We start from the raw sequence: 23,336 nt of genomic DNA on the forward strand, positions 1-23,336 counted from the left end.
ATTCGCCATGCGTATCACCAACAGCATGGTCTACACGTCGGTCATCCGCAATACCAACAACGCCCTGGAACGCTACTACGCCCTGAACGAGCAGAACGCTTCGGAAAAGCGCATCAACCGCCCGAGCGACGACCCGGCGGGCACCTCGACGGTGCTGGCCCTGCGCAACCACCTGGCGGCCCTGGAGCAGTATCAGGAGAACATCGACCTGGCCTCGGCGGCCCTGGCCACGGCCGACGACGCCCTGGCCACCGTCAGCGAACTGATCACCAGCGCCAAGGAGAAGGCCGAGCAGGGCGCCACGGGCACCCTGTCCGCCGAGCAGCGCGAGATGCTCGCCGACGAGGTGCGCCAGCTCATGGAGCAGATGCTCGTGCAGGCCAATACCGAATACCTGGGCGACAGCATCTTCGCCGGGCAGAACACCGACTCCGACGCCTACGTGCTGACCCTGACCGCCGACGTGTCCGGCCCGACCCTTGCGGGGGACGACGTGGTGTCCATTACCGGCGACGCCGCGCACAGCGTGCAGGTGGAATTCGTGGATTCGGGCACCGTGGGCGGCGCGGCGGACCTGGAATACCGCTGGTCCGACGACGGCGGGGAAACGTGGACCACCGCCACCCTGGCCGCCGGGGACACGACCCTGACCCTGGGCTCCTGCTCGGTGAACCTGGCCTCGGGGGCCGCGGTCAGCGGCGAGGCCGACGCCGCCGGGCAAAGCTCCCTGGTGGTGCGCCCCACCGCCCTGTACCAGGGCGACGCCAAGGACGGCGCCGTGGTCCGCCACACGGGCAGCTCCCCGGTGAGCGCCACGGCCAGCGGCGTGTTTTCCACCAACGTGGTGGTGCGCATCGACGCCGACACGACCCTGGCCGGGTCGGTATCCTATTCCTACAGCACCGACGGCGGCTCCACGTGGGTCACGGGCAACACCGCCACCGGCGGCGTGCTCACCGTGCCGGGCGGCACGCTGACCCTTTCGCCCGACGGCGGCACGGACCTTTACGCCGGCGACCAGTTCACCCTGGTTCCCGAGCAGGCCGACATCGCCGTGAACATTTCCGATGGGAATTCGGTGGTCATCAACAACGTGGGCAAGGACATCTTCGGCGGCCTCTATCAGGCCCCGGGGGAAACCTCGGCCGACGCCGTGTCCGGCGGCAACCTCTTCGAGACCATGGGCAGGCTCGTGGCCGCCCTGGAGACCGACGACGTGGATGCCGTGGGCCAGTGCCTGGAAGATCTCGACGCGGCCCAGGAGCAGGTTTTGCGAGGCGCCGCAAGCGTTGGCGCGCGAGAGACCACCGTGCAGAACGTCGAGGCCGCTTTAGCCCTGCGCAAGGAGTCCGATACCCAACTCATGAGCGCCATCGAGGACGCCGACCTGGTGACGCTGATGACCCAGCTTCAGGCGGCCCAGACCGCCTACACCTCGGTGGTCGAGACTTCCGCCGAGATCATGACCCTGTCCATGGTGGACCTGCTCTAGCAGGCGCCGCCGCAAGCCCACGGCCCGCCCCGGGCGGCCGCACGGGAGGCGACAATGGCCGAATACTCCTCCGGAGCCATCTACTTCACGGGCCTCGGCAACGGCACGGACTTCGATTCCATCATCGAAGCGACCATGACCGCCGAGAGCTTCCGGCTGACCCAGCTCGAAGAATGGCGCGACACCTGGACCGAGAAGGTCGAGGTGCTCCAGGAGCTGAACACGGAGCTTCTGGCCCTGCGCACGGCCCTCGGCGCCATGGACACCAAGGCCGAGTTCGTGACCATGGACGTGTCGGTCTCCGATTCCAGCTCCCTGTCGGTGACCTCCACGGGCGACGCCGACGTGGCCAACCACACCGTGGTCGTCGGGCAACTGGCCTGCAACGACATCTGGATCAACTCGGCCACGGGCTCGGAGTCCTCCTCGGATTCCGTTACCGACACCGACGCGACCATGACCTATTCCTACGCCGGGGAGGAGTACACCATCGACGTGCCGGCGGGCACGACCCTGACGGAGCTGGTGAACATCATCAACTCCAACACCCTGTCCAGCTCCGGCGTGCGCGCCTCGCTCATCAACGACGGCGACGCCTACCACCTGCAACTCTACGGCATGGACATGGGCGAGGACAATGCCGTGGCCATCACCGCCTGCACCATCGACGGCTATGCCCCCGAGGATTTCGAGAACACCCAGACCGCCCAGAACGCCCGGATCAAGGTCGACGGCTACCCCTCGGGCGAGGACGAGTGGATCGAGCGCGACACCAACACCGTCACCGATGTCATCGACGGGATGACCCTGAACCTGCTCGGGGTGTCCAGCTCCAGCGGCGTGACCCTGTCCGTGACCGTGGACACCGACGCCATGTACGAGAGCATCGTTTCGTTCATGGAGTCGCTGAACACCATCTACGCGCTCATCGACGAACTCACGGCCGTGAGCGACGACGGCGAGGGCTCGATCATGACCGGCAACTACGGCGTGGACATGATCCAGCAGCAGCTCAAGGACATCACGTCCTCCAAGGCCCTGGGCTTCAGCTATTACGACGAGGAGACCGGCAGCGGCGACCTGTTCACCAGCCTCGCGCAGATCGGCATCATCACCGATACCGACGAGAGCTCCGAAACCTTCGGCATGCTCATCCTGGACACCGACCCCTCGGCGGGCCTGACCCTCATCGAGGCCCTGGCCGAGGATCCCCTGGCCGTGGCCGACCTGTTCGTGGCCGACAACGAGGGTGTGACTTCGTCCTCGGATTTCGGGCACGTGTCCAACATCTCGGGCATCACCGAGCCCGGGGACCACGAGGTCGCCTACGAAGTTTCCGGCGGAGCCATCGTCTCGGCGACCATCAACGGCGAGGCCGCGACCATCAGCGGCAACACCATCACCGGCGCCTCGGGCACCGCCGCCGCCGGTATGGTCCTGCAGGTCCACAACCTGGACGACGGCAGCTACTCGGGCACCGTGAGCATCAAGCAGGGCACCATCGCCGAGATGGTGGACACCCTGGCCGACATCACCGACTCCGAAAGCGGCATCCTGAACATCATCGCCGACAACTACCAGACCATCGTCGACAACACCGAGACGCGCATCACCGAGGAGGAAGCCCGTCTGGAACTCAAGGAAAGCACCCTGCGCGAGATGTACTCGCGCCTGGAGGCCACCCTGTCGGAATACGAGAGTCTGGACACGTCCCTGGATTCGCTCATCGACCAGCTCCCGAGCACCAGCAGCTAGCACGCGGCACCAAAGTTGATCGGCCCCGGCGCCCCCAGGGGTTGCGCCACAATTCCCTCCTTGGCGCCGGGGCCGGTCCACTTCCTCCCGCACGGAGGAAGCAGATGCGCCCGGTGGATTGCTCCACCGGGCGTCATGCGTTCCGCACTTCGCGGGGCGGTTGGAAAAAGCCGCGGGGTGTGCGCGGGAAAGGAAGCCGGGAGGAGGAGGGCGGGTGCGTCAGCGCGGGGAGGAAGGCTCGCCCGATCCGGCGTTCGTGGAATCCGGGGCACCCGGGGTGCGCACGCCGGAGGCGGACGTGTCGCGGACGTTGACGATGCGGCCTGTTTCGGCCTCGGGCAGGAGCTGGGTTCGCCCGCTTTGCCCGGAGGCCTCCGGGCCGGGCAGGGCCAGGGGCGGCAGGGCCTGGGCGCGCTCCACGCGCTGCGGCCCGCCGATGCCCAGCAGGCGCAGCAGCGCGCGCAGGGCCACGGCCAGACGCAGGGGCGGCAGGGCGGGCTTCGGGGGCAGGGGGCTTGCGGGCGCCGGGGCGCCCGGGGCCGAGGGCCTGGGGCGTGCGGCCTGGCGCAGGGCCGCCCGGCGGACGAGGCGTTCGTCCACCCCGGCGCGGACCAGGCGCAGCAGGCGGGGAATGTCGAAAGGCCGCATGGCGGGGCTGACCTCGGGCGGGGCCGTCGGCCCGCGCCGCCGCCGGAAGCCCTCGGGCCCCGGCGGCGGCGCGCGGGCGGATTAGCCGCCCAGGAGCTGGAGCGCCAGTTCCGGCAGGCTGTTGGCCTGGGCCAGCATGGCCGTGGCCGACTGGGTGATGATCTGCTGGCGGGTGAACTCGGTCATCTCCGTGGCCACGTCCACGTCGGAGATGCGCGACTCGGCGGCCTGGAGGTTCTCGGCCTGGATCTCCAGGTTCGAGATGGTGTTGGACAGCCGGTTCTGCATGGCGCCCAGGTGCGCGCGGATGTTGTCCTTGGAGATAATGGCCGCGTTGATGGCGTCCAGGGTGCTCTGGGCGGCCTCCTGGGTGGAGATGGTGTACCCGGCGCTGGTGGGGTCGGCGGAGTTGCCCAGGCCGAAGGACGAGGCCGTGCAGGACCCGACGCGGACGTAGTAGTAGTCCTCGCTGGAGTCGTTGCCCGTGCCGAAGTGGATCTTCAGCGGGCCCGAGGAGGACAGATCCGAGCCGTCGTGGTCGGCCTCCATGCCCGAGAGGGTGCCGTCGAGCAGGTGGATGCCGTTGAAGTCCGTGGCTTCGGCGATACGCGTGATTTCCGAGGCCATGGCCTGATATTCGGAGTCGATGATCAGGCGCTGGTCGGAGTTGTAGGTGCCCGTGGCCGCCTGCTCCGCCAGTTCCTTCATGCGGATGAGCTTCTCGTCGATGACCTGGAGCGCGCCGTCGGCGGTCTGGATCATGGAGATGGCGTCGTTGGCGTTGCGCACGCCCTGGTTCAGGGTCGAGATGTCCGCGCGCATCAGCTCGCGGATGGCCAGGCCCGCCGCGTCGTCGGCGGCGGTGCCGATACGCAGGCCCGAGGACAGGCGGCGGGTGGACGTGCTGAGCTTGCTATAGGACTGGTCCAGGTTTCTGGCCGCGGTCATGGCCATGAGGTTATGATTGATAACGAGCGACATGGTGCAACCTCCTTGTTGTGCGTCCCGCCGGGGGCGGGAACATGCGCCGTGGTGTCGTGTCCGCTTGCCGGGCCGACCATGGCCCGGACACGCCGGAAACTCCGGCGTTTGCATGTGATACGGGCGGGGCGGGAGGTTTCATCCATGGCGGCCCGAAAAAAAATTTGCCGGGCGGGGAAAAGGGAAGCGCCCCCCGTCCGTCAGGCTGGGCGGGGGGCGCGGCTGCAGGTGTCAGGCTGCGCGGTTCGGTTCGGGCGGCGGCGAGGGCGAATCGCCGTCGTCCTGCATAGATATACGCGCCCCGGGGGGCGCTTCATCCACGGCCGGTGAAAAAAAGTCCGCCCCGCCCCCGGGCGGGGGGCGGGGCGGTTTCGGCCCGAGGGCCGACGCCGGGAGCCCGGGTCACGCCATGGCCGCTCCCGGCAGGATTACCCCAGGAGCTGCAACGCGAGCTGCGGCAGGCTGTTGGCCTGGGCCAGCATGGCCGTGGCCGACTGGGAGATGATCTGCTGGCGCGTGAATTCGGTCATTTCCGTGGCCACGTCCACGTCGGAGATCTGGGCCTCGGCGGCCTGGAGGTTCTCGGCCTGGATCTGGAGGTTGGACACGGTGTTCTCCAGGCGGTTCTGGGTGGCGCCCAGGGCCGCGCGGATGTTGTCCTTGGAGACGATGGCCTCGTTGATGGCTTCCAGGGCCTTCTGCGCGCCCTCCTGGGTGGAAATGCTGTAGCCGTCGCTGTCGGCCGAGGCGGAGTTGCCCACGCCCAGGGCCGAGGCCGTGGCGCTGTTGATGCTCACGTAGTAGTAGTCCTCGGCGCTGTCGTTGGCCGTGCCGAAGTGGACCTTCAGCGGGCCGGTGGACACCAGGCCGGAACCGTCGTGGGTGCTCGTGGCGCCGGAGAGGTTGCCGTTCAGCAGGTAGATGCCGTTGAAGTCCGTGGCGTTGGCGATTCGGGTGATTTCCGAGGCCATGGCCTGATACTCGGAGTCGATGATCAGGCGCTGGTCGGAGCTGTAGGTACCCGTGGCCGCCTGTTCGGCCAGTTCCTTCATGCGGATCAGCTTCTCGTCGATGACGCCCAGGGCGCCGTCGGCGGTCTGGATCAGCGAGATGGCGTCGTTGGCGTTGCGCACGCCCTGGTTCAGGGACGCGATGTCCGAACGCATGAGCTCGCGGATGGCCAGGCCCGCCGCGTCGTCGGCGGCGGTGCTGATGCGCAGGCCCGAGGAGAGCTTGGCCGTGGAGGCCGAGAGGGCCTGATAGGATGTGCCGAGGTTGCGGGCGGCGGTCATTGCGGTCAGGTTGTGGTTGATGATGAGCGACATTGGTTCTTCCCTCCATTGGATTGTTGAAGTGCATCCATGCCTTTGTTCGTCCAGGCCCCGGGGCGAGAGCTGCGACGGTGTTCCCCGTGGCCTGTGCCAGACCATTCGACGCAATGGCCAAACCCTTGAATTCGGCCCTTGAGGGGGGCGGGCGTGATTTTTTGCAATTTTTCGCTATGACGCTGTTTTAATTTGATAAAAAAGTTGAAATTCCCGCCTGTTTCCCCGACTGCGGGCCGCGCGGGCATCCATGAGCCCCGCCGCGAAACGGCCCGGGCGGGGGGGGGCGGCAGAACGGTGGGAGCGGGCCGGAGCGCAACCACGGAGCGCGGCGCGCGAGGCAAGGGCTCCGCGACGGCGCGCGGCGGGGGAGGGGCGGAGTGGAGCGGGGCAGCGTGCAGGGGAGCGGGCGGCGCCTGGTCGGAACCCGTCCGCCGGAGCGGGAGAACCGAGGCCGGGGGCACGCCTGGTTCAGCGGTGTTCAGACCCGTTCAGGGCGCGGACATTTCTTGGGTTATCTTAACTTGTCCCGGAGCGGCGGGGATGATTCAAGAGAGGTGCGGGCGGCGCGACGCACGTTCCGTTGCACTCCTGATGGCACATTCCCGTCGCGTCGCGCCGTCCGTGTTTTCCGTCCCCCCGCGGGCGCGGCCAGGGCCGCTCCATTCCCCCCCTTCAAGCCCCCACTTGCTGGAAGAATAAGGCCCGGCCGCGCCCTCGGGGGGGCGGCTTTTCGGCCAAAAGGAAGGGCCCCCGCGCTGCGACCGCGCGGGGGCCCTTCACGAGGAGGAGTAAGGCCGGATTCTCCGGCGGACCGTCCGCCGGGTGTCAGTTGCGTACCGTTCCGGGCCTACGTCCAGTCGAGGATCACCTTCCCGGATTGTCCCGAGCGCATGACCTCGAACGCTTTTGCGAATTCGTCCGCCGCGAAGCGGTGGGTGATGGCCGGGGCCGCGCGCAGCCCGCTTTGCAGCATGGTCGCCATCTTGTACCACGTCTCGAACATCTCCCGGCCGTAGATGCCTTTGAGCAGCAGGCCCTTGAAGACCACCTGATCCCAGTCGACGGCCGTCTCCCCGGGCAGGATGCCCAGCAGCGCGACCTTGCCGCCGTGGTTCATGAGCCCGAGCATGCCCTTGAAGGCCGCCGGGCTGCCGCTCATCTCCAGGCCCACGTCGAAGCCCTCGGTCATGCCCAGCTCGGCCATGACGGCGCCCAGGTCCTCGCGGCGCACGTCCACCGCGCGCGTGGCGCCCATGGTCCGCGCCAGGTCGAGGCGGTAGGGGTTCAGGTCCGTGACGACCACGTGGCGCGCGCCCACATGGCGGCAGACGGCCACGGCCATGGCCCCGATGGGCCCGGCCCCGGTGATGAGCACGTCCTCGCCCACGAGGTCGAAGGACAGGGCCGTATGCACGGCGTTGCCCAGCGGGTCGAGAATGGCGCCGACCTCGTCGGGCACGGCGTCGGGCAGGCGGAAGATGTTCGCGGCGGGCACGGCCAGGAATTCGGCGAAGCACCCCGGGCGGTTCACGCCGATGCCCACGGCGTTGCGGCACAGGTGGCGCCGCCCGGCGCGGCAGTTGCGGCAGTGCCCGCAGGTCACGTGGCCTTCGGCGGACACGCGGTCCCCCGGGGCGACGCCGCGCACCTCGGCACCCACGGCCTGCACCGTGCCCATGAATTCGTGGCCCACGACCATGGGCACGGGGATGGTCTTCCGGGCCCACTGGTCCCAGTTGAAAATGTGTACGTCCGTACCGCAGATGGCGGTTTTCCGCACGCGCACCAGCACGTCGTTGGGGCCGATCCCGGGCACGGGCACGTCCCGCATCCAGATGCCGGGCCCGGCTTCGGCCTTGACCAGGGCTTTCATGGTCGTCATGGCAAATTCCTCATGGCGGCGGCCCGCTAGGCGACGACGCCCAGTTCGCGGCCGACGCGGGTGAAGGCGTCCACCGCGCGGTCCACATGCCCGTCGGTGTGCGCGGCGCTCAGCTGCACGCGGATGCGCGCCGCGCCCTGGGGCACCACCGGGTAGGCGAAGCCCACCACGTAGATGCCTTCTTCCAGCAGGCGCGCGGCCATGCGCTGGGCCAGCACCGCGTCGCCCAGCATCACCGGGACGATGGGATGCGCCCCGGGCAGCACCTGGAACCCGGCGTCGGTCATGCCCGCGCGAAAGCGCGCCGCGGCGGAGTGCAGCCGCCCGCGCAGGGGGCCGGAGTCGGCCAGGATGTCCAGCACGGCCAGGGATGTGGCCGCGATGACCGGGGCCAGGGTGTTGGAAAAGAGATAGGGCCGCGAACGCTGGCGCAGCCAGCCCACCACCTCGGCCCGGCCCGAGACGTAGCCCCCCGAGGCGCCGCCCAGGGCTTTGCCCAGGGTGCCGGTGAGGATGTCCACCCCGCCCATGACGCCGCGGTGCTCGTGGCTGCCGCGCCCGCCCGCGCCGAGCACGCCCACGCCGTGGGAGTCGTCCACCATGGTCAGGGCGTCGAATTCCCGGGCCAGGGCGCACAGCGCGCCCAGGTCGGCCACGGAGCCGTCCATGGAGAACACGCCGTCGGTGGCGATCAGGATGTGCCGCGCGCCCTGGGCCCGGGCCTGGGCCAGCCTGGCGCGCAGGTCGCCCATGTCGTTGTTGGCGTAGCGCAGGCGCGTCGCCTTGCACAGCCGGATGCCGTCGATGATCGAGGCGTGGTTCAGCGCGTCGCTGACCACGGCGTCCTCCGGGCCGAGCAGGGCCTCGAACAGGCCGCCGTTGGCGTCGAAGCACGAGCCGTAGAGGATGGTGTCCTCGGTGCCCAGGAACTGCGAGAGGCGCCGCTCAAGCTCGCGGTGCACGTCCTGGGTGCCGCAGATGAAGCGCACCGAGGACATGCCGAAGCCGTAGCGATCCAGGGCGATCTTGGCCGCCTCCGTCAGCCGGGGGTCGTTGGCCAGGCCCAGGTAGTTGTTGGCGCAGAAGTTCAGCACCTCGCGGCCCCCGGCCAGGGTCACGGCGGCCTGCTGGGGCGAGGCGATGATCCGCTCGTGCTTGAACAGGCCCTGGGCGCGCAGGGCCTCGGTCTGACTGGCCAGGGCTTCCAGCAGCGGATGTGGCATGCGTGATTTCTCCGGTGGGGTTGTGTTCGCAAACAGTCAAATACAGGCTTTGAAAATTCGTTGTCAAGAAATTGGTGGTCGTGCTATTGCGCAAAACGCAAGAGGGGCCGGATTCCTTTCGCCTTTCGGCGCGGCGGCCCGGCCGGGCCGCCGGAGCCGGGGGCGGGGGGTGACGCCCGGCCCGGGCGCCGCGCCGCTGCGGCGCAAATTGACGCCGGGCGCCCCGCGAGGATACGGTGGCCCCTGCGCACGGAGGACCACGCCCCAACGCCCCCAAGGAGGCTGCGAGTTGCACGGCAAGACCCTGACCCTGGATGCCATCGACTACGGCATCATCGCGGAATTGCAGAAGAACGGGCGCGAGTCCTACAAGCGCATCGCCCAGCGTCTGGGCGTGTCCGACGGCACGGTGCGCCTGCGCACCGAGCGCATGATGCGCGCCGGATACCTGCGCGTGACCGCTTCGGTGAACCCGCTGTTCTTCGAGACCCAGATTTCGGCCATGGTCGGCATCTGCCTGGACCACCCGGCCAACGAGGCCATCATCCGGCGCATTGCCGACATGTCCGGCGTGCAGTCGGTCATCAACGTCACCGGGCGTTTCGACCTGCTGGCGGAGGTGTCCGTCACCTCGCGGCGCGCCCTGCGCCATTTTTTGGTGGACGACCTGGCCGCCGTGGGCGGGGTGACCTCCACCGAGAGCTTCGTGTACCTGGAGGCCGAGGGCAAATGGGTGGAGCTGCGCGAGCACGCCCCGGCCGGAGCCCTGCCCGAATGAGCCCCCGCCCGCCCGGGGGCCCGGAGGCCGCTTCGCCCCGGGGGCTTGCCAAGCCCGGCGCCGATGCGTATCTGCCCGCCATGTTCTGCGATACCGATTTGTGCAAACGCTGTGGCGCCTGCGTCGCCGAGTGTCCGTTCGAAGTCGTTGTGGCCGACGCCGAAGGCGTCCCCTCCCTGCGCCGCGCGGCGCGCAAGATGTGCATCGGCTGCGGGCACTGCGTGGCCGTGTGCCCCGTGGGCGCGCTGACCCTGCCCGAGATGCCCGTGACCCCCGAGGTCGGCCCCGGCGATTGCCCGCCCGTGATGCGCGAGGCGCGCCCGGCGCCCGAGGCCGCCGAACTTTTCCTGGCCTCGCGCCGCTCGGTGCGCACCTACCGGCCCGAAGCCCTGGACCGCGCGACCCTGGAGCACCTGCTGGCCGTGGCTTCCCACGCCCCCAGCGCCCACAACCGCCAGCCCGTGCGCTGGGTGGTCAGCGCCACACCCGGGCGCACCCGCGCCCTGGCCGGGCTGGTGGTGGAGCACATGACCGCGCGCGGCCTGTTTCCCGGCATCCAGCGCCACTGGGCCGCCGGGGAGGACCGCGTGCTGCGCGGCGCGCCGCACGTGGCCGTGGCCACCGCGCCCCTGGACGGCCTGAACCCCGCCGAGGACTGCTGCGCCGCCGCCGCCTACCTGGAGCTGGCGGCCCACGCCCGGGGCCTGGGCGCCTGCTGGGCCGGGTTCCTCATGGAGGCCGCGCGCGAATATCCGCCCCTGGCCGAGGCCCTGGGAGTGGCCCCGGGGCACGGCGTGTTCGCCGCCGTCATCCTGGGCAGGGCCCGTTTCCGCTACCGCCGCGTGCCCCCGCGCCGCGCGCCCCGCGTGGACTGGCTGGAATAGGGCGGTTGTTCCGTGGTTATATTTTCAGAACAAAAAATTAGAGGAATAAAAATTTTCATATTGCCAAAAAATCTGGCATGATTTATTCTCGTTTTTCAGAATGTGCCCCCCGCAGGGCGCAAGCCGCCCAAGGAGGAACCCCGGCGTGACCGTCCTCGACCTGACGCACTCCTGCGACATGCAGTTCGTGGCCGAGGTGGCCCGCGAAAGCGGCCAGAACCTCACCCTGTGCTACCAGTGCGGCAACTGCACCGCCGGGTGTCCCTTCACCTTCGCCTACGACCTGCCCGCCTCCAGCGTCATGCGCGCCCTGCAGTGGGGCCAGCGCGAGGTGGTGCTCTCGTGCCGGTCCATCTGGATCTGCGCCACCTGCAAGACCTGCTCGACCCGCTGCCCCAACAACATCGACGTGGCCCGGATCATGGAAGTGCTGCGTCAGATCTCGCGCCGCGAGGGCTACGCCCCCGAAAAGCAGATCAAGCAGTTCCAGGACAGCTTCCTGCAATCGGTGATGCGCCATGGCCGGGTGTTCGAGCTGGGCACGATGATGAGCTTCATCGCCCGCTCGCGGCGCCTGACGGACGTGGACCTCGGGCCCAAGGCCCTGGCCCGGGGCAAGCTTTTCCTGCGCGCGCGCGACATCCGCGGCCGCGGCGAGGTGGAGGCCATCTTCCGCCGCTACCGGGAGGCCCAGGAGAAATGAGCCCCGCCTTCGCCTACTATCCGGGCTGCTCCCTGGAAGGCACCGCCCAGGACTACGACCGCTCGGGGCGCGCCTGCTGCGCGGCCCTGGGCATCGAACTGGCCGAAATTCCCGACTGGAGCTGCTGCGGCTCCTCCCCGGCCCATGCCGTGGACACCGTGCTCTCCGGCGCCCTGGCCGCGCGCAACCTGGAGCTGGCCCGCCGGGGCGGATTCACCGGCGTGGTCACCCCGTGCCCCAACTGCCTGGTGAACCTGCGCACCGCCGCCCGCGACCTGGGCGAACCCGGCCATCGCCAGCGCATCAACGCGTTGCTGACCACGCCCTGCGAAGAGGGGCTGCCCGCCGTGTCGCTGCTTCAGGCGCTGTACGAGCAGGCCGGGCCGAAGGCCCTGGCCGCCGCCGTGGTCCGGCCCCTGGCCGGGCTCAAGGTCGCGCCGTACTACGGCTGCATCCTGCATCGCCCGCCGGAGCTCATGGCCTTCGACGACCCCGAGAACCCCGTGGCCATGGACCGGCTTCTGGAAGCCGCCGGGGCCGAGGTGGTGGCCTTTCCCTTCAAGACGGAATGCTGCGGCGCGTCCTACGGCGTGCCGCGCAAGGATCTGGTCATGGAGCTGTCGGGCCGGTTGCTTGAGGCCGCCGCCGACCTGGGCGCCGACGCCCTGGCCGTGGCCTGCCCGCTGTGCCAGATGAACCTGGACCTGCGCCAGGAGCAGGTCGCCGCCAGCCGCCGCCGGGCCTTCGGCATTCCGGTGTTCTATTTCACGCAGCTTCTGGGGCTGGCCCTGGGGCTGGACCGGGCCGCCCTGGGCCTGGACCGGCTGGTGGTCGCCCCGGAAGGCGCCCTGCGCAAGCTCGGGGCGGGGGGCTGACCATGCGCCTGGGCGTCTTCGTCTGCCACTGCGGCAGCAACATCGCCGCCACCGTGGACTGCGCCGCCGTGGCCGAGGCCGCGCGCGCCATGCCCGACGTGGCCTTTGCCGCCGACTCGGTCTACACCTGCTCCGAGCCCGGCCAGGAGGCTATCGTCGCCGCCGTGGCCGAGCACGGGCTGGACGGCGTGGTGGTCGCCTCGTGCAGCCCCCGGATGCACGAGCGCACCTTCCGGCGTACCGTGGCCCGCGCGGGGCTCAACCCCTACATGTTCGAGATGGCCAACATCCGCGAACACGTTTCGTGGGTCGGGCGCGACAAGGCCCGCAACACGGCCAAGGCCACGGATCTGGTGCGCATGGCCGTGGAGAAGCTGCGCCGCGACCGGCCGCTGACGGCCCGGGAGTTCGAGGTCACGCGGCGGGTGCTGGTCATCGGCGGGGGCGTGGCGGGCATCCAGGCCGCCCTGGACTGCGCCGACGGCGGGCTGGAGGTGGTGCTCGTGGAGCGCACCTCGTCCATCGGCGGCAAAATGGCCCAGCTCGACAAGACCTTCCCCACCGTGGACTGCTCCTCGTGCGTGCTCGGCCCGCGCATGGTCGACGTGGCCCAGCATCCGAACATCACGCTGCACGCCTACAGCGAGGTGGCCGCCGTGTCGGGCTGGGTGGGCAATTTCGAGGTCGCCATCCGCCGCAAGCCCACCTATGTGGACTGGAGCAAATGCACCGGCTGCGGCGAGTGCGTGAAGAAATGCCCGGCCAAGGACGCGCCGGACCCCTTCAACGCGGGGCTGGCCCCCGCCCGGGCCATCAACATCCCCTTCCCCCAGGCCATTCCCAAGAAAGCCGTCATCGACCCCGCCCACTGCAAGCAACTCACCACGGGCAAGTGCGGGGTCTGCGCCAAGGTCTGCCCCTCGGGGGCCATCGACTACGCCATGACCGGGAGCACCGTCACCGAGAAGGTCGGGGCCATCATCGTGGCCACGGGCTACGAACTGTTCGACCCCAAGGTGTACGGCCAGTACGGCGGCGGGCGCTACCCCGACGTGATCACCTCCATGCAGTACGAGCGGATGCTCTCGGCCAGCGGGCCCACGGGCGGGCACGTGCTGCGCCCCTCCGACGGCCGCGAGCCGCAGAGCGTGGTCTTCATCCAGTGCGTGGGCTCGCGCGACCGGCACATCGGCCGGCCCTACTGCTCGGGCTTTTGCTGCATGTACACGGCCAAGCAGGCCATTTTGACCCGCGACCACGTGCCCGGCGCCCAGGCCTACGTGTTCTACATGGACATCCGCTCCCCCGGAAAGGGCTACGACGAGTTCATCCGCCGGGCCATGGAGGAGTACGGCGTGCGCTACATCCGGGGCCGTGTCTCGCGCATTTTCCCCAAGGGCGACCGGCTGGTCGTGCGCGGGGCGGACACGCTCATGGCCGCCCAGGTCCAGGTGGAGGCGGACCTCGTGGTCCTGGCCGTGGGCGCCGAGCATGCCCCGGGCGCCCAGGAGCTGGCCGCGACCCTGCGCGTGTCCATCGACGAACATGGGTTCTTCCTGGAGGGCCACCCCAAGCTCAGGCCCGTGGAGACCAACACGGCGGGCGTGTATCTGGCCGGAGCCTGCCAGGGGCCCAAGGACATTCCGGCCTCCGTGTCCCAGGCCAGCGCGGCGGCGGCCAAGGTGCTCGGGCTCTTCGCCCGGGGTACCCTGACCGGCGACCCGCAGGTGGCCCTGGTGGACCCGCGCCGCTGCGTGGGCTGCCTCAAATGCCTGAAGACCTGTCCCTTCGGCGCCATCCGCGAGGAGCAGGGCCGGGACGGGGCCGTGCGCGCCCTGGTGGTGGAAACCGTCTGCCAGGGCTGCGGCGTGTGCTGCGTGACCTGCCCCCAGGGCGCCGTGCAGCTCCAGCATTTCACCGACGACCAGATCCTCGCCGAGGTGGAGGCCCTATGCCGGACCCCGCTGCCGACCTGCGGATAATCGGCTTTTTGTGCAACTGGTGCTCCTACGGCGGCGCCGACACCGCCGGGGTCGCCCGGCTGGCCCAGCCCACGGACCTGCGCATCGTGCGCGTGCCCTGCTCGGGGCGCATCGATCCGCTGTTCATCGCCAAGGCCTTCTACGGCGGGGCCGACGGGGTGCTCGTGTCCGGCTGCCACCCGCGCGACTGCCACTACTCCGAGGGCAACTACCACGCCCGGCGGCGCCTGGAACTCTTCCTGCGTCTTCTGCCCGCCCTGGGCATCGACCCCGCGCGTTTTTTGTACACCTGGGTTTCGGCCTCCGAGGGCCAGCGCTGGCAGCAGGTGGTGGCCGACTTCACGGCGCGCATCCACGCCCTGGGGCCCATGCCCCGGCTGCGTGAAACCGATCTGGCCGCCGCGGCCTGCCCTCCGGCGGCCCCCGGGGAGGGCGCATGAGCGACCGGTCCGGCAGCACGAACCCGGACGCCCTGCGCGAGGCCTTGCGCCGCGCGGCACGCGAGGCCCTGGCCGGGGGGGCCGAACTGGTCCTGGGCTGGGGCCCGGGGCCGGACCCGGCGACCCTGGCACCCCTGTTCGCCGCCAGCGCCGAGGAATGCGCGGCCCTGGATTTCGGGCCCGGGGCCGTGCGGAATCTGGCGGGTTACCTGCGCGGGCTGGCCGGGCGCAAGGTGGCCGTGTGCGTCAAGGGCTGCGACAGCCGCAGCGTGGTTCAGCTTCTGTCCGAAGGGCTGCTGCGCCGCGAGGAGTTGATCCTCATCGGCCTGCCGTGCGCCGGGGTGCTGGGCCGGGACGGGCTGCCCGCCGACGGGCCCGCGCAACCGGAGCGGGATGCGCCGGAGGGCTGGCCCTCGGTGCCCGACGCGCTTCTGGACGCCCGCTGCCTGCGCTGCCGCTTCCCCAACCCCGTGCTGGCCGATGTGACCATCGGCCCCGAGCGCACCCCGCGCGAGCCCGAGGGCGGGCCGCACGCCGACCTGGACGCTTTCCTGGCCCAACCCGTGATGGAGCGCTTCCGCCACTGGGAGCGCGAGCTCGGGCGCTGCCTGCGCTGCTACGCCTGCCGCAACGCCTGCCCGCTGTGCGTCTGCCGCGACCACTGCCTGGCCGAGACGCGCCGCCCGGGCTGGCTCAGCCAGTCGTCGTCGGTGCGCGAGAAGCTGCTTTTCCAGGTCATCCACGCGGTACACACCGCCGGGCGCTGCACCGAGTGCGGCGAATGCCAGCGGGCCTGCCCCGTGGGCATTCCGCTGCTGACCATGAAGCGCGTGCTGGCCCGCGAGGCCGAGGCCCTGTTCGGCCACGTGGCGGGCACGGACCCGGCCCAGGTGCCGCCGCTGCTGACCTTCCGGGCCGAGGAGCCGACCATCCCCGACCACGGAACCGGGGAGGGCGACCGATGAGCTCGAACGGATTGCTGTTCCTGCCCCGGGAGGCCGTGGGGCCGTGGTTGCGCGCCCTGGCCGGGGCACGGCGCGTGCTGGCCCCCGTGCGGCGCGGGCCCGTGGTGCTCTTCGGCCCGCCGGACTGCGACGCCCCCGAAGGCGGGGAGGGCGCCTTGGACCTGGAGCGGCCCGCCGCCCAGTCGCCCCGGGGCGCCGTGCTGCCCCAGACCGAAGACCTGCTGCACCTGCACTTCACCCGCGACCCGGAAACCGGGCGGGCGCGCACCGAGGTGCGCGTGCCCCCGGGGCCGGAGCCCGCCGTGCTCTTCGCCGCGCGACCCTGCGACGTGCGCGGGCTGGCGGAACTCGACCGCGTGTTCACCGCCGGGCCGGTGGCGGACCCATATTATGCCGCGCGCCGCGCGGCCACGGCGGTGGTCGCCCTGGCCTGCGCCGGGCCGCACGACGCGGCCTGCTTCTGCCACTGGTCCGCCGGGCCTTGCGCGGCCCCGGGGGCCGACGTGTGGCTGTTCCCCCTGGAGGGCAGCTTCGCGGCCCGGGCCCAGACGGCCCTGGGCGCCGAACTGCTGGCCCTGGCCGCCGCTGTGCCCGTGCCGGAGCGCGAGGAGGAGGTGGCCGCGCGCGTGCGGGCCGCCCGCGAGGCCATGGGCCCGGCGCCGGACCTTGCGCGCCTGCCCGAAGCCTTTCAGGCGCGTTTCGGCGACGCGGCCTTCTGGGAGGGCCTGAGCCGCGCCTGCGTGGGCTGCGGGGCCTGCGCCTACGTCTGCCCCACCTGCCAGTGCTTCAACATCACCGACGAGCGCCACGGCGCCACGGGCCGCCGCCTGCGCACCTGGGACCACTGCATGGCCCACGGCTTCACCCTGGAAGCCAGCGGCCACAACCCCCGCGCGGGCAAGGGGCTGCGCTATCGCCAGCGCCTGGGCCACAAATTCGTCTACAACCGCGACCAGCGCCCGGACGGCGCGCCGGGTTGCACGGGCTGCGGGCGTTGCGTGCGCCTGTGCCCCGGGAGCATGGACATCCGCCGGGCGGCCCTGGCCGTGCTGGGAGGCAGCAGTGACTGACGCCGCGAACCCCTATCTGCCCCTGGCGGCCACCGTCGTGGAGGTGGTGGACGAAACTCCGGCCATCAAGACCCTGCGCATGACCCTGGACGACCCGGCGGCGCGCGAGACGTTCACCTACCGCCCCGGGCAGGTGGTGCAGCTTTCGGTCTACGGTGTGGGCGAGGCGACCTTCGTGCTCAATTCCACGCCCACGCGCCCGGAGTTTCTGCAATGTTCGGTCATGCGCGCCGGGGAGGTCACCGAGGCGCTGCACGGCCTGCGCGCGGGCGATCAGGTCGGGCTGCGCGGGCCCCTGGGCAACGCCTTTCCCCTGGAGGCCCTGCGCGGGCGCGACGTGCTGCTCGTGGCCGGAGGCATCGGCATGGCCCCGCTGCGCACGCTGCTGCTGTACATGCTCGACAACCGCGCGGATTTCGGAACCATCCGCCTCGTCTACGGCGCGCGCGGCCCGCGCGACATGGCCTACGCGGCGGAGCTGGACCAGTGGGCCGCCGCCCCGGGCCTGGAGCTGACCCTGACCGTGGACGTGCCCGACCCCGACTGGCCGCACCGCACGGGGCTCATCCCCAACGTGCTGCGCGAATTGGCGCCCAGCGCCCGGGGTGCCGTGGCCGTCACCTGCGGGCCGCCGATCATGATCCGCTTCACCGTGCAGGCCCTGCGCGAGTTGGGCTTTGCCGACGCGGCCATCGTAACCACCCTGGAGCGGCGCATGAAGTGCGGCCTCGGCCTGTGCGGGCGCTGCAACATCGGGCCGCGTTACGTCTGCGTGGACGGCCCGGTGTTCACCATGGCCGAGTTGGGCGAGTTGCCGCCGGAGCTGTAGCGGCGTGGTGGAAGGTGTGTCCAGTCAAAATGGACGATTTGTCCACTTCGGCTGGGCGCCGCTGCGGCTCCGGGCGCTGGCGCCGCAGGAGATCGCAGCGGGCGCTTGGTTTTAAACTCTGCTAATCCGGCGTGTTGTCGTTCCCGTTTTTCCGGCGTGCCCGGGGCTGTGCCCCTGGCACGCTTTCTGCTTTTCTCTTGGCGTCGGAAGCGCGCCATCCACTTTTTCCGGACGCGACCCTTCCTGCGGCGGGATTCCCTTACTCCGCGCGCTGCCTGTCTTCCTCCCGCGCCCGCCGAACCGTGTCTTCCGGCTTTATGTGCCCTCCTCCTGGGACACAGGCGGCCCGCCATCGGCGGGCCGCCCTCTTTTTGTCCGCTCCCCGGAGCCTGTCCTGCGAAATATCCTGCGTCGCCGGGCTGTTTGCTTCTCGCTGCGCTGTGCAGGTGCCTGTTTTTGCCGGTGTTCGGACTGATTTTCGAGGGGGCGGGAGTGTCTAACCATTCGGAATGGATGCTGATATTGCTCCTGGTTTTCCTTGCCGCAGGGCCGGATTTGGGGCATAGAGGAACATCCCTGCCGGGAAACCCGCGCGGGGGGCGCCGGGCGCCCCCTGCCGTTCTTCACCGTCTTTCCAGGAGGTTCCTGATGACCGTCGTCAAACGTTTCTTCGCCCTGGGCTGCGCCCTGGCCCTGGCCCTGACCTGCACCGTGGCTTCGGCCAAGACCCTGACCGTCGCCACCGACACCAACTTCCCGCCCTTCGAGTTCAAGGACCCCGAAACCGGCAAGCACACCGGCTTCGACGTGGAGCTGTGGGACGCCATCGCCAAGAAGCTCGGCGCGGAGTATGACCTCCAGCCCATGGACTTCAACGGCATCATCCCCGGCCTGCAATCCGGCCAGATCGACGTGGGCATCGCGGGCATGACCATCAAGCCCGAGCGCGCCGAGGTGGTGGACTTCTCCGACGGCTACTACAACGCCGGTCTGCTGGTGCTGGTCAAGGCTTCCGAGAACGGCATCGACGGCATCGAAAGCCTCAAGGGCAAGGTGGTTTCCACCAAGCTCGGCACCACTTCCGAGGATTTCGTCAAGGCCAACGCGGGCGCCAAGGACGTGAAGCTCTTCCCCAACAACGACGCCATGTTCATGGAGCTGCTCTCGGGCGGCGCCGACGCCGTGGTCTTCGACTCCCCGGTCATCGCCGATTTCATGCGCAAGGCCGGCAAGGGCCAGGTCAAGGTGGTCGGCCCGCTGTACCAGGGCCAGTCCTACGGCATCGCCTTCCCCAAGGGCAGCGCGCTGGTGCCCAAGGTCAACGAGGCCCTGGCGGGCCTGCGCGCCGACGGCTCCTACGCCGAGCTGTACATGAAGTGGTTCGGCACCGAGCCCAAGTAAGCCCAGGATAAATCGGGGAAACACCGCACAGCGGCCGCGGGGGCGGCACGAGCCGCCCCCGCGTTTCCCCCGCGCCTCAAAGGACGGAACCAATGGCATTCAATTTCGATCCGGGCGTCATGCTGGACACCGTGCCCATGCTCGTGCGCGGGCTGAAGTGGACGGCGCTGATTACCGTCGGCGGGCTGTTTTTCGGGTTCATCCTCGGCGCGGCGGCGGGGCTGATGAAGCTCTCGCGCGGCTGGGGCGTGCGCAAGCTCGCCGGGGCCTACGTGGAAACCATCCGCGGCACGCCCATGCTCGTGCAGGCCATGTTTTTGTACTTCGGCGTGCCCATGGCCCTGGGCATCCGCATCCCTCCGCTGGTGGCGGGCATCATCGTCATCGCCATCAACTCCGGGGCCTACATCGCCGAGATCGTGCGCGGCGCCGTGCAGTCCATCAACATCGGCCAGTTCGAGGCCGGACGCTCCATCGGCCTGACCCGCACGCAGACCATGCGCTACGTCATCTGGCCCCAGGCCTTCCGGCGCATGATCCCACCCCTGGGCAACCAGTTCATCATCAGCCTGAAGGACACCTCGCTCCTGGCCGTCATCGGCGTGGGCGAGCTGCTGCGCACCGGGCAGGAGATCGTGGCCGTGAATTTCCGGGCCTTCGAGGTCTATCTCACCGTGGGGCTGGTCTATCTGTGCATGACCATGGCCATCGCCCACGCCCTGCGGCGGGTGGAAAAACACCTCGCCGCGCGGACCACGCGCTAGGAGGCTCCCGTGATCACCATCGAAAACCTGCACAAGAGCTTCGGCGCCCTCAAGGTCCTGCGCGGCATTTCGTTGCATGTGGACAAGGGCCAGGTGGTCTGCATCATCGGGCCCTCGGGCTCGGGCAAGTCCACCGTGCTGCGCTGCATCAACCGCCTGGAGCGGCCGACCTCGGGCCGCGTGGTGGTCGACGGCCACGACATCACCGACCCGGCCACGAACATCAACCTCGTGCGCACCGAGGCCGGGATGGTTTTCCAGCAGTTCAACCTGTTTCCGCACATGTCGGTGCTGGAGAACGTGACCCTCGGGCCGCGCAAGGTGCGCCGCATGGCCCGCGACAAGGCCGACGCCCTGGGCCTGGAGTTGTTGGCCAAGGTCGGGCTGGCCGACAAGGCCGCCAACTATCCCGACCAGCTTTCCGGCGGGCAGAAGCAGCGCGTGGCCATCGCCCGGGCTCTGGCCCTGCAACCCAAGGTCATCCTCTTCGACGAGCCCACCAGCGCTCTGGACCCGGAACTCGTGGGCGAAGTGCTGGAAGTCATGAAACGCCTGGCCCGCGAGGGCATGACCATGGTCGTGGTCACCCACGAGATGGGCTTCGCCAAGGAAGTGGCCGACCGGGTCATTTTCGTGGATCAGGGCGTCATCCAGGAAGACGGCCCGCCCCACGAATTCTTCTCCAACCCGCGCAACCCCCGGCTGCGCGACTTCCTGGGCAAGGTCGTCTCGCACACCTAGCCCCCGGCCGGGCGCTCCCCGCCACGCACAAGGGCCCCCGCGCGTAATTCTGACGCACGGGGGCCCTGGTGTTCTTTGGCGGAGGGCGCGTTTCCCGTCAGGGCAGGGCGCCCTTGGCGCGCAGCAGGGCGGCCACTGCGCGGGCCAGTCGGTCGTAGCCCCGGGCGTTGGGGTGGATCATGTCCGATTTCAGGGCGCCGTCGGCCAGGATGGCGGCCAGGGTCCGGTTGTCCAGAGGCACACCCTCGGCGGCGGCCACGTCTTCGTAAACCCGGGCGGCGGAAAGCAGCAGCCCCGGGTTGGGCACGCCCACCAGGGCCACGTCGGCCCCGGCTTCGCGGCACAGGGCGATCATGGCCCGCAGGTCGGCGGCCAGGGGCTCGCGCGCGCCGCCGCGCAGCAGGTCGTTGCCGCCGTGGCACAGGACGACCAGGGCCGGGGCGTGGGCCGCCAGCAGGCGCGGCAGGCGGGCCAGCCCCTGGGCGGCGCGTTCGCCGGGCACGCCCGCGTTGACCACCGGATGCCCGCTGAGGGCGGCCAGCCGCTCGGGGTAGCCCTGGCCCGGGGCACCGGTGCCGTAGGTCAGGCTGTCGCCGAAGGCCAGGATCACGGCCCCGGGTGCCAGGGGACGCAAGGCCGCGTCCGGCCCGGAGCAGGCCGCGAGAATCCAGCACAGAGCCAGCGCCGCGAGCCATGCCAGCTCGACCGGGGAGCGCCGCGCCGGGAGTCTTTCCCGCTCCCCGTGCCCTGGCGCAGGCCCCGGGCGCCCGGGGCACGGCCTGCCCGGGGCGGCTTCGGGGCCGCAGTGGCGGCGGCGGGCGGATTGCGCGGCGGCGCGGGGCTTTTTCATGGTTCCGCAGTTCTACTTTCACGGCGTTAAAAACTCAAGAGACCATCCGGGTGCCCTGGGGGGCATCGGCTCCGGCCGATCTTGGGGCGCACCGGGGCGTATTTGGGTGCCGCGTTGCGATGTGCCGTTGCGTTTTACGCACCGCCGTGGCATGATTTGGTCATTACGCAAGATTTCATCAATGCGGGAGAAGCGACATGGCCGCCATTTCCATGCAGGCCCCCAGCGTGAACGCCGAATCGGTGGTCACCAACAGCGGGCCCAGGCTGACCAAGGCCCTGCTCCAGGACAAGGCCGAGAACCGGATGCAGTTCACCGTGGCCGACGCCACCGCCGCGTCCTACATGTGGTCCACCCAGGTGGGCGGGCAATATCCGAGCATCCTGGACCTGCCCCGGCGCAGCATGGTCGCCGCCGAGCATCTTCTCGGCCTCGTGCGCAGCCTCCAGGTCTAGCCCTTTCGCCCGCGAACATCCCCCGGAGCCTCATGTTCCCCCCTCTCGTGCTCGAACGCTACGCCGATGTTCTGGTCTGGGCCCTGGACGCCTCGCGCCCCGCGCCTCTGCGCCGGGGCGACCTCGCCCTGGTGCGCTTCGACCTCGCCGCCCTGGACCTGGCCCGCGCCGTTGCCGCGCGGCTGGTGGACCGGGGCGTGCATACCCTGCACCGCCTGAACCGCACTCCCGGCATGGAGCTGGACTTCTACCGCGCCGCCGACGAGGCCCAGCTCGGCTTCGTGGCCCCGGGCAGCGCCGAGCTGCACGCGGCCATGAACGCCTCGGTGCATCTGCTGGCCCCCGACGCCCTGACGCATCTGGCGGACATCGACCCCGGGCGCATCGCCTCGGTGGCCCGGGCGCGCAAGCCCCTGCGCGATATCCTGGAACGCCGCGAGCAGCAGGGCCTGTTCTCCTGGACGCTGTGCCTGTGGCCCACCGCCGAACTGGCGGCCAAGGCCGGTCTGAGCCTTGAGGACTACGCCGCCCAGGTGGCCCGGGCCTGCCATCTGGACGATCCGGACCCCGTGGCCCGCTGGCGGGAGGCCCTGGAAGGCATGCGCGAGCTGCGCGCCTGGCTGGACGGCCTGGGCGCCACGCGGCTGCACGTTGCGGCCGAGGGCGTGGACCTGGAGGTCACCCCCGGGGCGGAGCGGCGCTGGCTGGGCCTCACCGGGCACAACATCCCGAGCTTCGAGCTGTATCTTTCCCCCGACTGGCGGGGCACGCGCGGCACCTATTTTGCCGATCAGCCGTCCTTCCGGGGCGGCAACCTCGTGCGCGGGGTGCGCCTGTGGTTCGAGGACGGCCGGGTCACGCGCGCCCAGGCCGAAGAGGGCGAGCGCTTCCTGCGCGACCAGGTCGCCATGGACGCCGGATCGGACAAGCTCGGCGAGTTCTCCCTGACGGACCGGCGTTTCTCGGCCATCGACCGCTTCATGGCCATGACCCTGTTCGACGAGAATTTCGGCGGCGCTCACGGCAACTGCCACGTGGCCCTGGGCGCGTCGTACCCTTCCACCTACGCGGGCGCCCAGGACGACCTGACCCCCGAGCGCAGGCGCGACCTGGGTTTCAACACTTCGGCCCTGCATTGGGACCTGGTGAACACCGGCCCGAAGACCGTCACGGCCACCCTGCCCGGGGGGCGGCGGCGGGTGATCTATGAAAACGGCGAGTTCACCCGCTAGGGCCCGCGGGCCGTATTTTTGCGCTCCGCGCGGCTTTCCTTTGGGCACCAGGCGCTTT

At 70.0% G+C, this 23,336-nt stretch carries 22 protein-coding genes; 16 read left to right on the plus strand and 6 right to left on the minus strand.

Translation table 11 applies throughout. The features are described 5' to 3' along the window. Window positions 1–7 precede the first annotated feature (7 nt). On the plus strand, window positions 8–1,492 hold the full coding sequence (gene flgL, locus ACZ5KV_RS14675; RefSeq protein ID WP_464240031.1) for a flagellar hook-associated protein FlgL: 1,485 nt from the start codon (window positions 8–10) through the stop codon (window positions 1,490–1,492). Window positions 1,493–1,546: 54 nt separating this feature from the next. After that, the gene (gene fliD, locus ACZ5KV_RS14680; RefSeq protein ID WP_464240032.1) at window positions 1,547–3,247 is read left to right on the plus strand and encodes a flagellar filament capping protein FliD; all 1,701 of its coding nucleotides are present in this window, start codon (window positions 1,547–1,549) and stop codon (window positions 3,245–3,247) included. A 219-nt stretch (window positions 3,248–3,466) separates the two neighbouring features. On the opposite strand, the gene ACZ5KV_RS14685 is transcribed toward fliD, so the two are convergent. The 5 genes from ACZ5KV_RS14685 to ACZ5KV_RS14705 all read right to left on the minus strand — a co-directional run bounded on the left by ACZ5KV_RS14685 (window position 3,467) and on the right by ACZ5KV_RS14705 (window position 9,309). Then, complete coding sequence (locus ACZ5KV_RS14685) at window positions 3,467–3,895, minus strand: hypothetical protein (RefSeq protein ID WP_464240033.1); 429 nt, start codon at window positions 3,893–3,895, stop codon at window positions 3,467–3,469. A gap of 81 nt (window positions 3,896–3,976) precedes the next feature. Continuing rightward, window positions 3,977–4,876 carry a flagellin N-terminal helical domain-containing protein gene (locus ACZ5KV_RS14690; protein ID WP_464240034.1) on the minus strand — a complete coding sequence of 300 codons (900 nt, stop codon included), beginning with the start codon at window positions 4,874–4,876 and terminating at the stop codon, window positions 3,977–3,979. 428 nt (window positions 4,877–5,304) lie between these two features. Continuing rightward, the gene (locus ACZ5KV_RS14695) at window positions 5,305–6,201 is read right to left on the minus strand and encodes a flagellin N-terminal helical domain-containing protein (RefSeq protein WP_464240035.1); all 897 of its coding nucleotides are present in this window, start codon (window positions 6,199–6,201) and stop codon (window positions 5,305–5,307) included. Between the two features lie 850 nt (window positions 6,202–7,051). Then, window positions 7,052–8,086 carry an L-threonine 3-dehydrogenase gene (gene tdh / locus ACZ5KV_RS14700; protein ID WP_464240036.1) on the minus strand — a complete coding sequence of 345 codons (1,035 nt, stop codon included), beginning with the start codon at window positions 8,084–8,086 and terminating at the stop codon, window positions 7,052–7,054. Between the two features lie 26 nt (window positions 8,087–8,112). Next, on the minus strand, window positions 8,113–9,309 hold the full coding sequence (locus ACZ5KV_RS14705) for a glycine C-acetyltransferase (protein ID WP_464240037.1): 1,197 nt from the start codon (window positions 9,307–9,309) through the stop codon (window positions 8,113–8,115). A 289-nt stretch (window positions 9,310–9,598) separates the two neighbouring features. On the opposite strand from ACZ5KV_RS14705, the gene ACZ5KV_RS14710 reads away from it, so the two are divergent. The 12 genes from ACZ5KV_RS14710 to ACZ5KV_RS14765 all read left to right on the plus strand — a co-directional run bounded on the left by ACZ5KV_RS14710 (window position 9,599) and on the right by ACZ5KV_RS14765 (window position 20,741). Further along, on the plus strand, window positions 9,599–10,087 hold the full coding sequence (locus tag ACZ5KV_RS14710) for an Lrp/AsnC family transcriptional regulator (protein WP_464240038.1): 489 nt from the start codon (window positions 9,599–9,601) through the stop codon (window positions 10,085–10,087). Then, window positions 10,084–10,971, plus strand: coding sequence for a nitroreductase family protein (locus ACZ5KV_RS14715; protein ID WP_464240039.1), 888 nt, complete (start codon window positions 10,084–10,086; stop codon window positions 10,969–10,971). The genes ACZ5KV_RS14710 and ACZ5KV_RS14715 overlap by 4 nt, the downstream gene beginning before the upstream one ends. Window positions 10,972–11,116: 145 nt before the next feature. Then, the gene (locus ACZ5KV_RS14720) at window positions 11,117–11,674 is read left to right on the plus strand and encodes a 4Fe-4S dicluster domain-containing protein (RefSeq protein ID WP_464240040.1); all 558 of its coding nucleotides are present in this window, start codon (window positions 11,117–11,119) and stop codon (window positions 11,672–11,674) included. Continuing rightward, window positions 11,671–12,549 carry a CoB--CoM heterodisulfide reductase iron-sulfur subunit B family protein gene (locus tag ACZ5KV_RS14725; RefSeq protein ID WP_464240041.1) on the plus strand — a complete coding sequence of 293 codons (879 nt, stop codon included), beginning with the start codon at window positions 11,671–11,673 and terminating at the stop codon, window positions 12,547–12,549. The genes ACZ5KV_RS14720 and ACZ5KV_RS14725 overlap by 4 nt, the downstream gene beginning before the upstream one ends. Before the next feature lie 2 nt (window positions 12,550–12,551). Beyond that, window positions 12,552–14,531, plus strand: coding sequence for a 4Fe-4S binding protein (locus tag ACZ5KV_RS14730; protein ID WP_464240042.1), 1,980 nt, complete (start codon window positions 12,552–12,554; stop codon window positions 14,529–14,531). Beyond that, a complete protein-coding gene (locus ACZ5KV_RS14735) occupies window positions 14,501–14,971 on the plus strand; it encodes a hydrogenase iron-sulfur subunit (RefSeq protein WP_464240043.1) in 471 nt (156 codons plus the stop codon). Before ACZ5KV_RS14730 ends, ACZ5KV_RS14735 begins: the two co-directional genes overlap by 31 nt. Further along, entirely contained in the window at window positions 14,968–15,936 is a 969-nt protein-coding gene (locus ACZ5KV_RS14740; protein WP_464240044.1) for a 4Fe-4S dicluster domain-containing protein, read from the plus strand. The genes ACZ5KV_RS14735 and ACZ5KV_RS14740 overlap by 4 nt, the downstream gene beginning before the upstream one ends. Next, a complete protein-coding gene (locus tag ACZ5KV_RS14745; RefSeq protein ID WP_464240045.1) occupies window positions 15,933–17,006 on the plus strand; it encodes a 4Fe-4S dicluster domain-containing protein in 1,074 nt (357 codons plus the stop codon). The genes ACZ5KV_RS14740 and ACZ5KV_RS14745 overlap by 4 nt, the downstream gene beginning before the upstream one ends. Next, window positions 16,999–17,835, plus strand: a complete 837-nt coding sequence (locus ACZ5KV_RS14750) for an FAD/NAD(P)-binding protein (protein ID WP_464240046.1) — start codon at window positions 16,999–17,001, stop codon at window positions 17,833–17,835. Before ACZ5KV_RS14745 ends, ACZ5KV_RS14750 begins: the two co-directional genes overlap by 8 nt. 648 nt (window positions 17,836–18,483) lie before the next feature. Beyond that, window positions 18,484–19,236 carry a glutamine ABC transporter substrate-binding protein GlnH gene (gene glnH / locus ACZ5KV_RS14755; RefSeq protein ID WP_464240047.1) on the plus strand — a complete coding sequence of 251 codons (753 nt, stop codon included), beginning with the start codon at window positions 18,484–18,486 and terminating at the stop codon, window positions 19,234–19,236. Window positions 19,237–19,328: 92 nt separating this feature from the next. Then, window positions 19,329–20,000, plus strand: coding sequence for an amino acid ABC transporter permease (locus ACZ5KV_RS14760; RefSeq protein ID WP_464240048.1), 672 nt, complete (start codon window positions 19,329–19,331; stop codon window positions 19,998–20,000). A gap of 9 nt (window positions 20,001–20,009) precedes the next feature. Further along, complete coding sequence (locus ACZ5KV_RS14765; protein ID WP_464240049.1) at window positions 20,010–20,741, plus strand: amino acid ABC transporter ATP-binding protein; 732 nt, start codon at window positions 20,010–20,012, stop codon at window positions 20,739–20,741. Window positions 20,742–20,838: 97 nt separating this feature from the next. Here ACZ5KV_RS14765 and ACZ5KV_RS14770 read toward each other — a convergent pair whose 3' ends face one another. Continuing rightward, window positions 20,839–21,375 (minus strand): GDSL-type esterase/lipase family protein, encoded by a 537-nt coding sequence (locus ACZ5KV_RS14770; RefSeq protein WP_464240050.1) that lies wholly within the window; start codon window positions 21,373–21,375, stop codon window positions 20,839–20,841. A gap of 413 nt (window positions 21,376–21,788) precedes the next feature. Between ACZ5KV_RS14770 and ACZ5KV_RS14775 the strand changes: the two genes are divergently transcribed. Both ACZ5KV_RS14775 and ACZ5KV_RS14780 read left to right on the plus strand, forming a co-directional pair. Beyond that, complete coding sequence (locus ACZ5KV_RS14775; protein ID WP_464240051.1) at window positions 21,789–22,046, plus strand: hypothetical protein; 258 nt, start codon at window positions 21,789–21,791, stop codon at window positions 22,044–22,046. 32 nt (window positions 22,047–22,078) lie between these two features. Next, complete coding sequence (locus tag ACZ5KV_RS14780; RefSeq protein ID WP_464240052.1) at window positions 22,079–23,278, plus strand: aminopeptidase; 1,200 nt, start codon at window positions 22,079–22,081, stop codon at window positions 23,276–23,278. Window positions 23,279–23,336 lie beyond the last annotated feature (58 nt).

This window comes from Desulfocurvus thunnarius, assembly GCF_055390965.1.

Bases quoted from the DNA above. Each gene is read 5' to 3' on its own strand.
- ACZ5KV_RS14695 (WP_464240035.1), bottom strand. From the start codon at position 6,201: ATGTCGCTCATCATCAACCACAACCTGACCGCAATGACCGCCGCCCGC.
- ACZ5KV_RS14705 (WP_464240037.1), bottom strand. From the start codon at position 9,309: ATGCCACATCCGCTGCTGGAAGCCCTGGCCAGTCAGACCGAGGCCCTG.
- glnH (WP_464240047.1), top strand. From the start codon at position 18,484: ATGACCGTCGTCAAACGTTTCTTCGCCCTGGGCTGCGCCCTGGCCCTG.
- fliD (WP_464240032.1), top strand. From the start codon at position 1,547: ATGGCCGAATACTCCTCCGGAGCCATCTACTTCACGGGCCTCGGCAAC.
- ACZ5KV_RS14730 (WP_464240042.1), top strand. From the start codon at position 12,552: ATGCGCCTGGGCGTCTTCGTCTGCCACTGCGGCAGCAACATCGCCGCC.
- ACZ5KV_RS14740 (WP_464240044.1), top strand. From the start codon at position 14,968: ATGAGCGACCGGTCCGGCAGCACGAACCCGGACGCCCTGCGCGAGGCC.
- flgL (WP_464240031.1), top strand. From the start codon at position 8: ATGCGTATCACCAACAGCATGGTCTACACGTCGGTCATCCGCAATACC.
- ACZ5KV_RS14780 (WP_464240052.1), top strand. From the start codon at position 22,079: ATGTTCCCCCCTCTCGTGCTCGAACGCTACGCCGATGTTCTGGTCTGG.
- ACZ5KV_RS14685 (WP_464240033.1), bottom strand. From the start codon at position 3,895: ATGCGGCCTTTCGACATTCCCCGCCTGCTGCGCCTGGTCCGCGCCGGG.
- ACZ5KV_RS14735 (WP_464240043.1), top strand. From the start codon at position 14,501: ATGCCGGACCCCGCTGCCGACCTGCGGATAATCGGCTTTTTGTGCAAC.
- ACZ5KV_RS14760 (WP_464240048.1), top strand. From the start codon at position 19,329: ATGGCATTCAATTTCGATCCGGGCGTCATGCTGGACACCGTGCCCATG.
- tdh (WP_464240036.1), bottom strand. From the start codon at position 8,086: ATGACGACCATGAAAGCCCTGGTCAAGGCCGAAGCCGGGCCCGGCATC.
- ACZ5KV_RS14745 (WP_464240045.1), top strand. From the start codon at position 15,933: ATGAGCTCGAACGGATTGCTGTTCCTGCCCCGGGAGGCCGTGGGGCCG.
- ACZ5KV_RS14690 (WP_464240034.1), bottom strand. From the start codon at position 4,876: ATGTCGCTCGTTATCAATCATAACCTCATGGCCATGACCGCGGCCAGA.
- ACZ5KV_RS14715 (WP_464240039.1), top strand. From the start codon at position 10,084: ATGAGCCCCCGCCCGCCCGGGGGCCCGGAGGCCGCTTCGCCCCGGGGG.
- ACZ5KV_RS14775 (WP_464240051.1), top strand. From the start codon at position 21,789: ATGGCCGCCATTTCCATGCAGGCCCCCAGCGTGAACGCCGAATCGGTG.
- ACZ5KV_RS14725 (WP_464240041.1), top strand. From the start codon at position 11,671: ATGAGCCCCGCCTTCGCCTACTATCCGGGCTGCTCCCTGGAAGGCACC.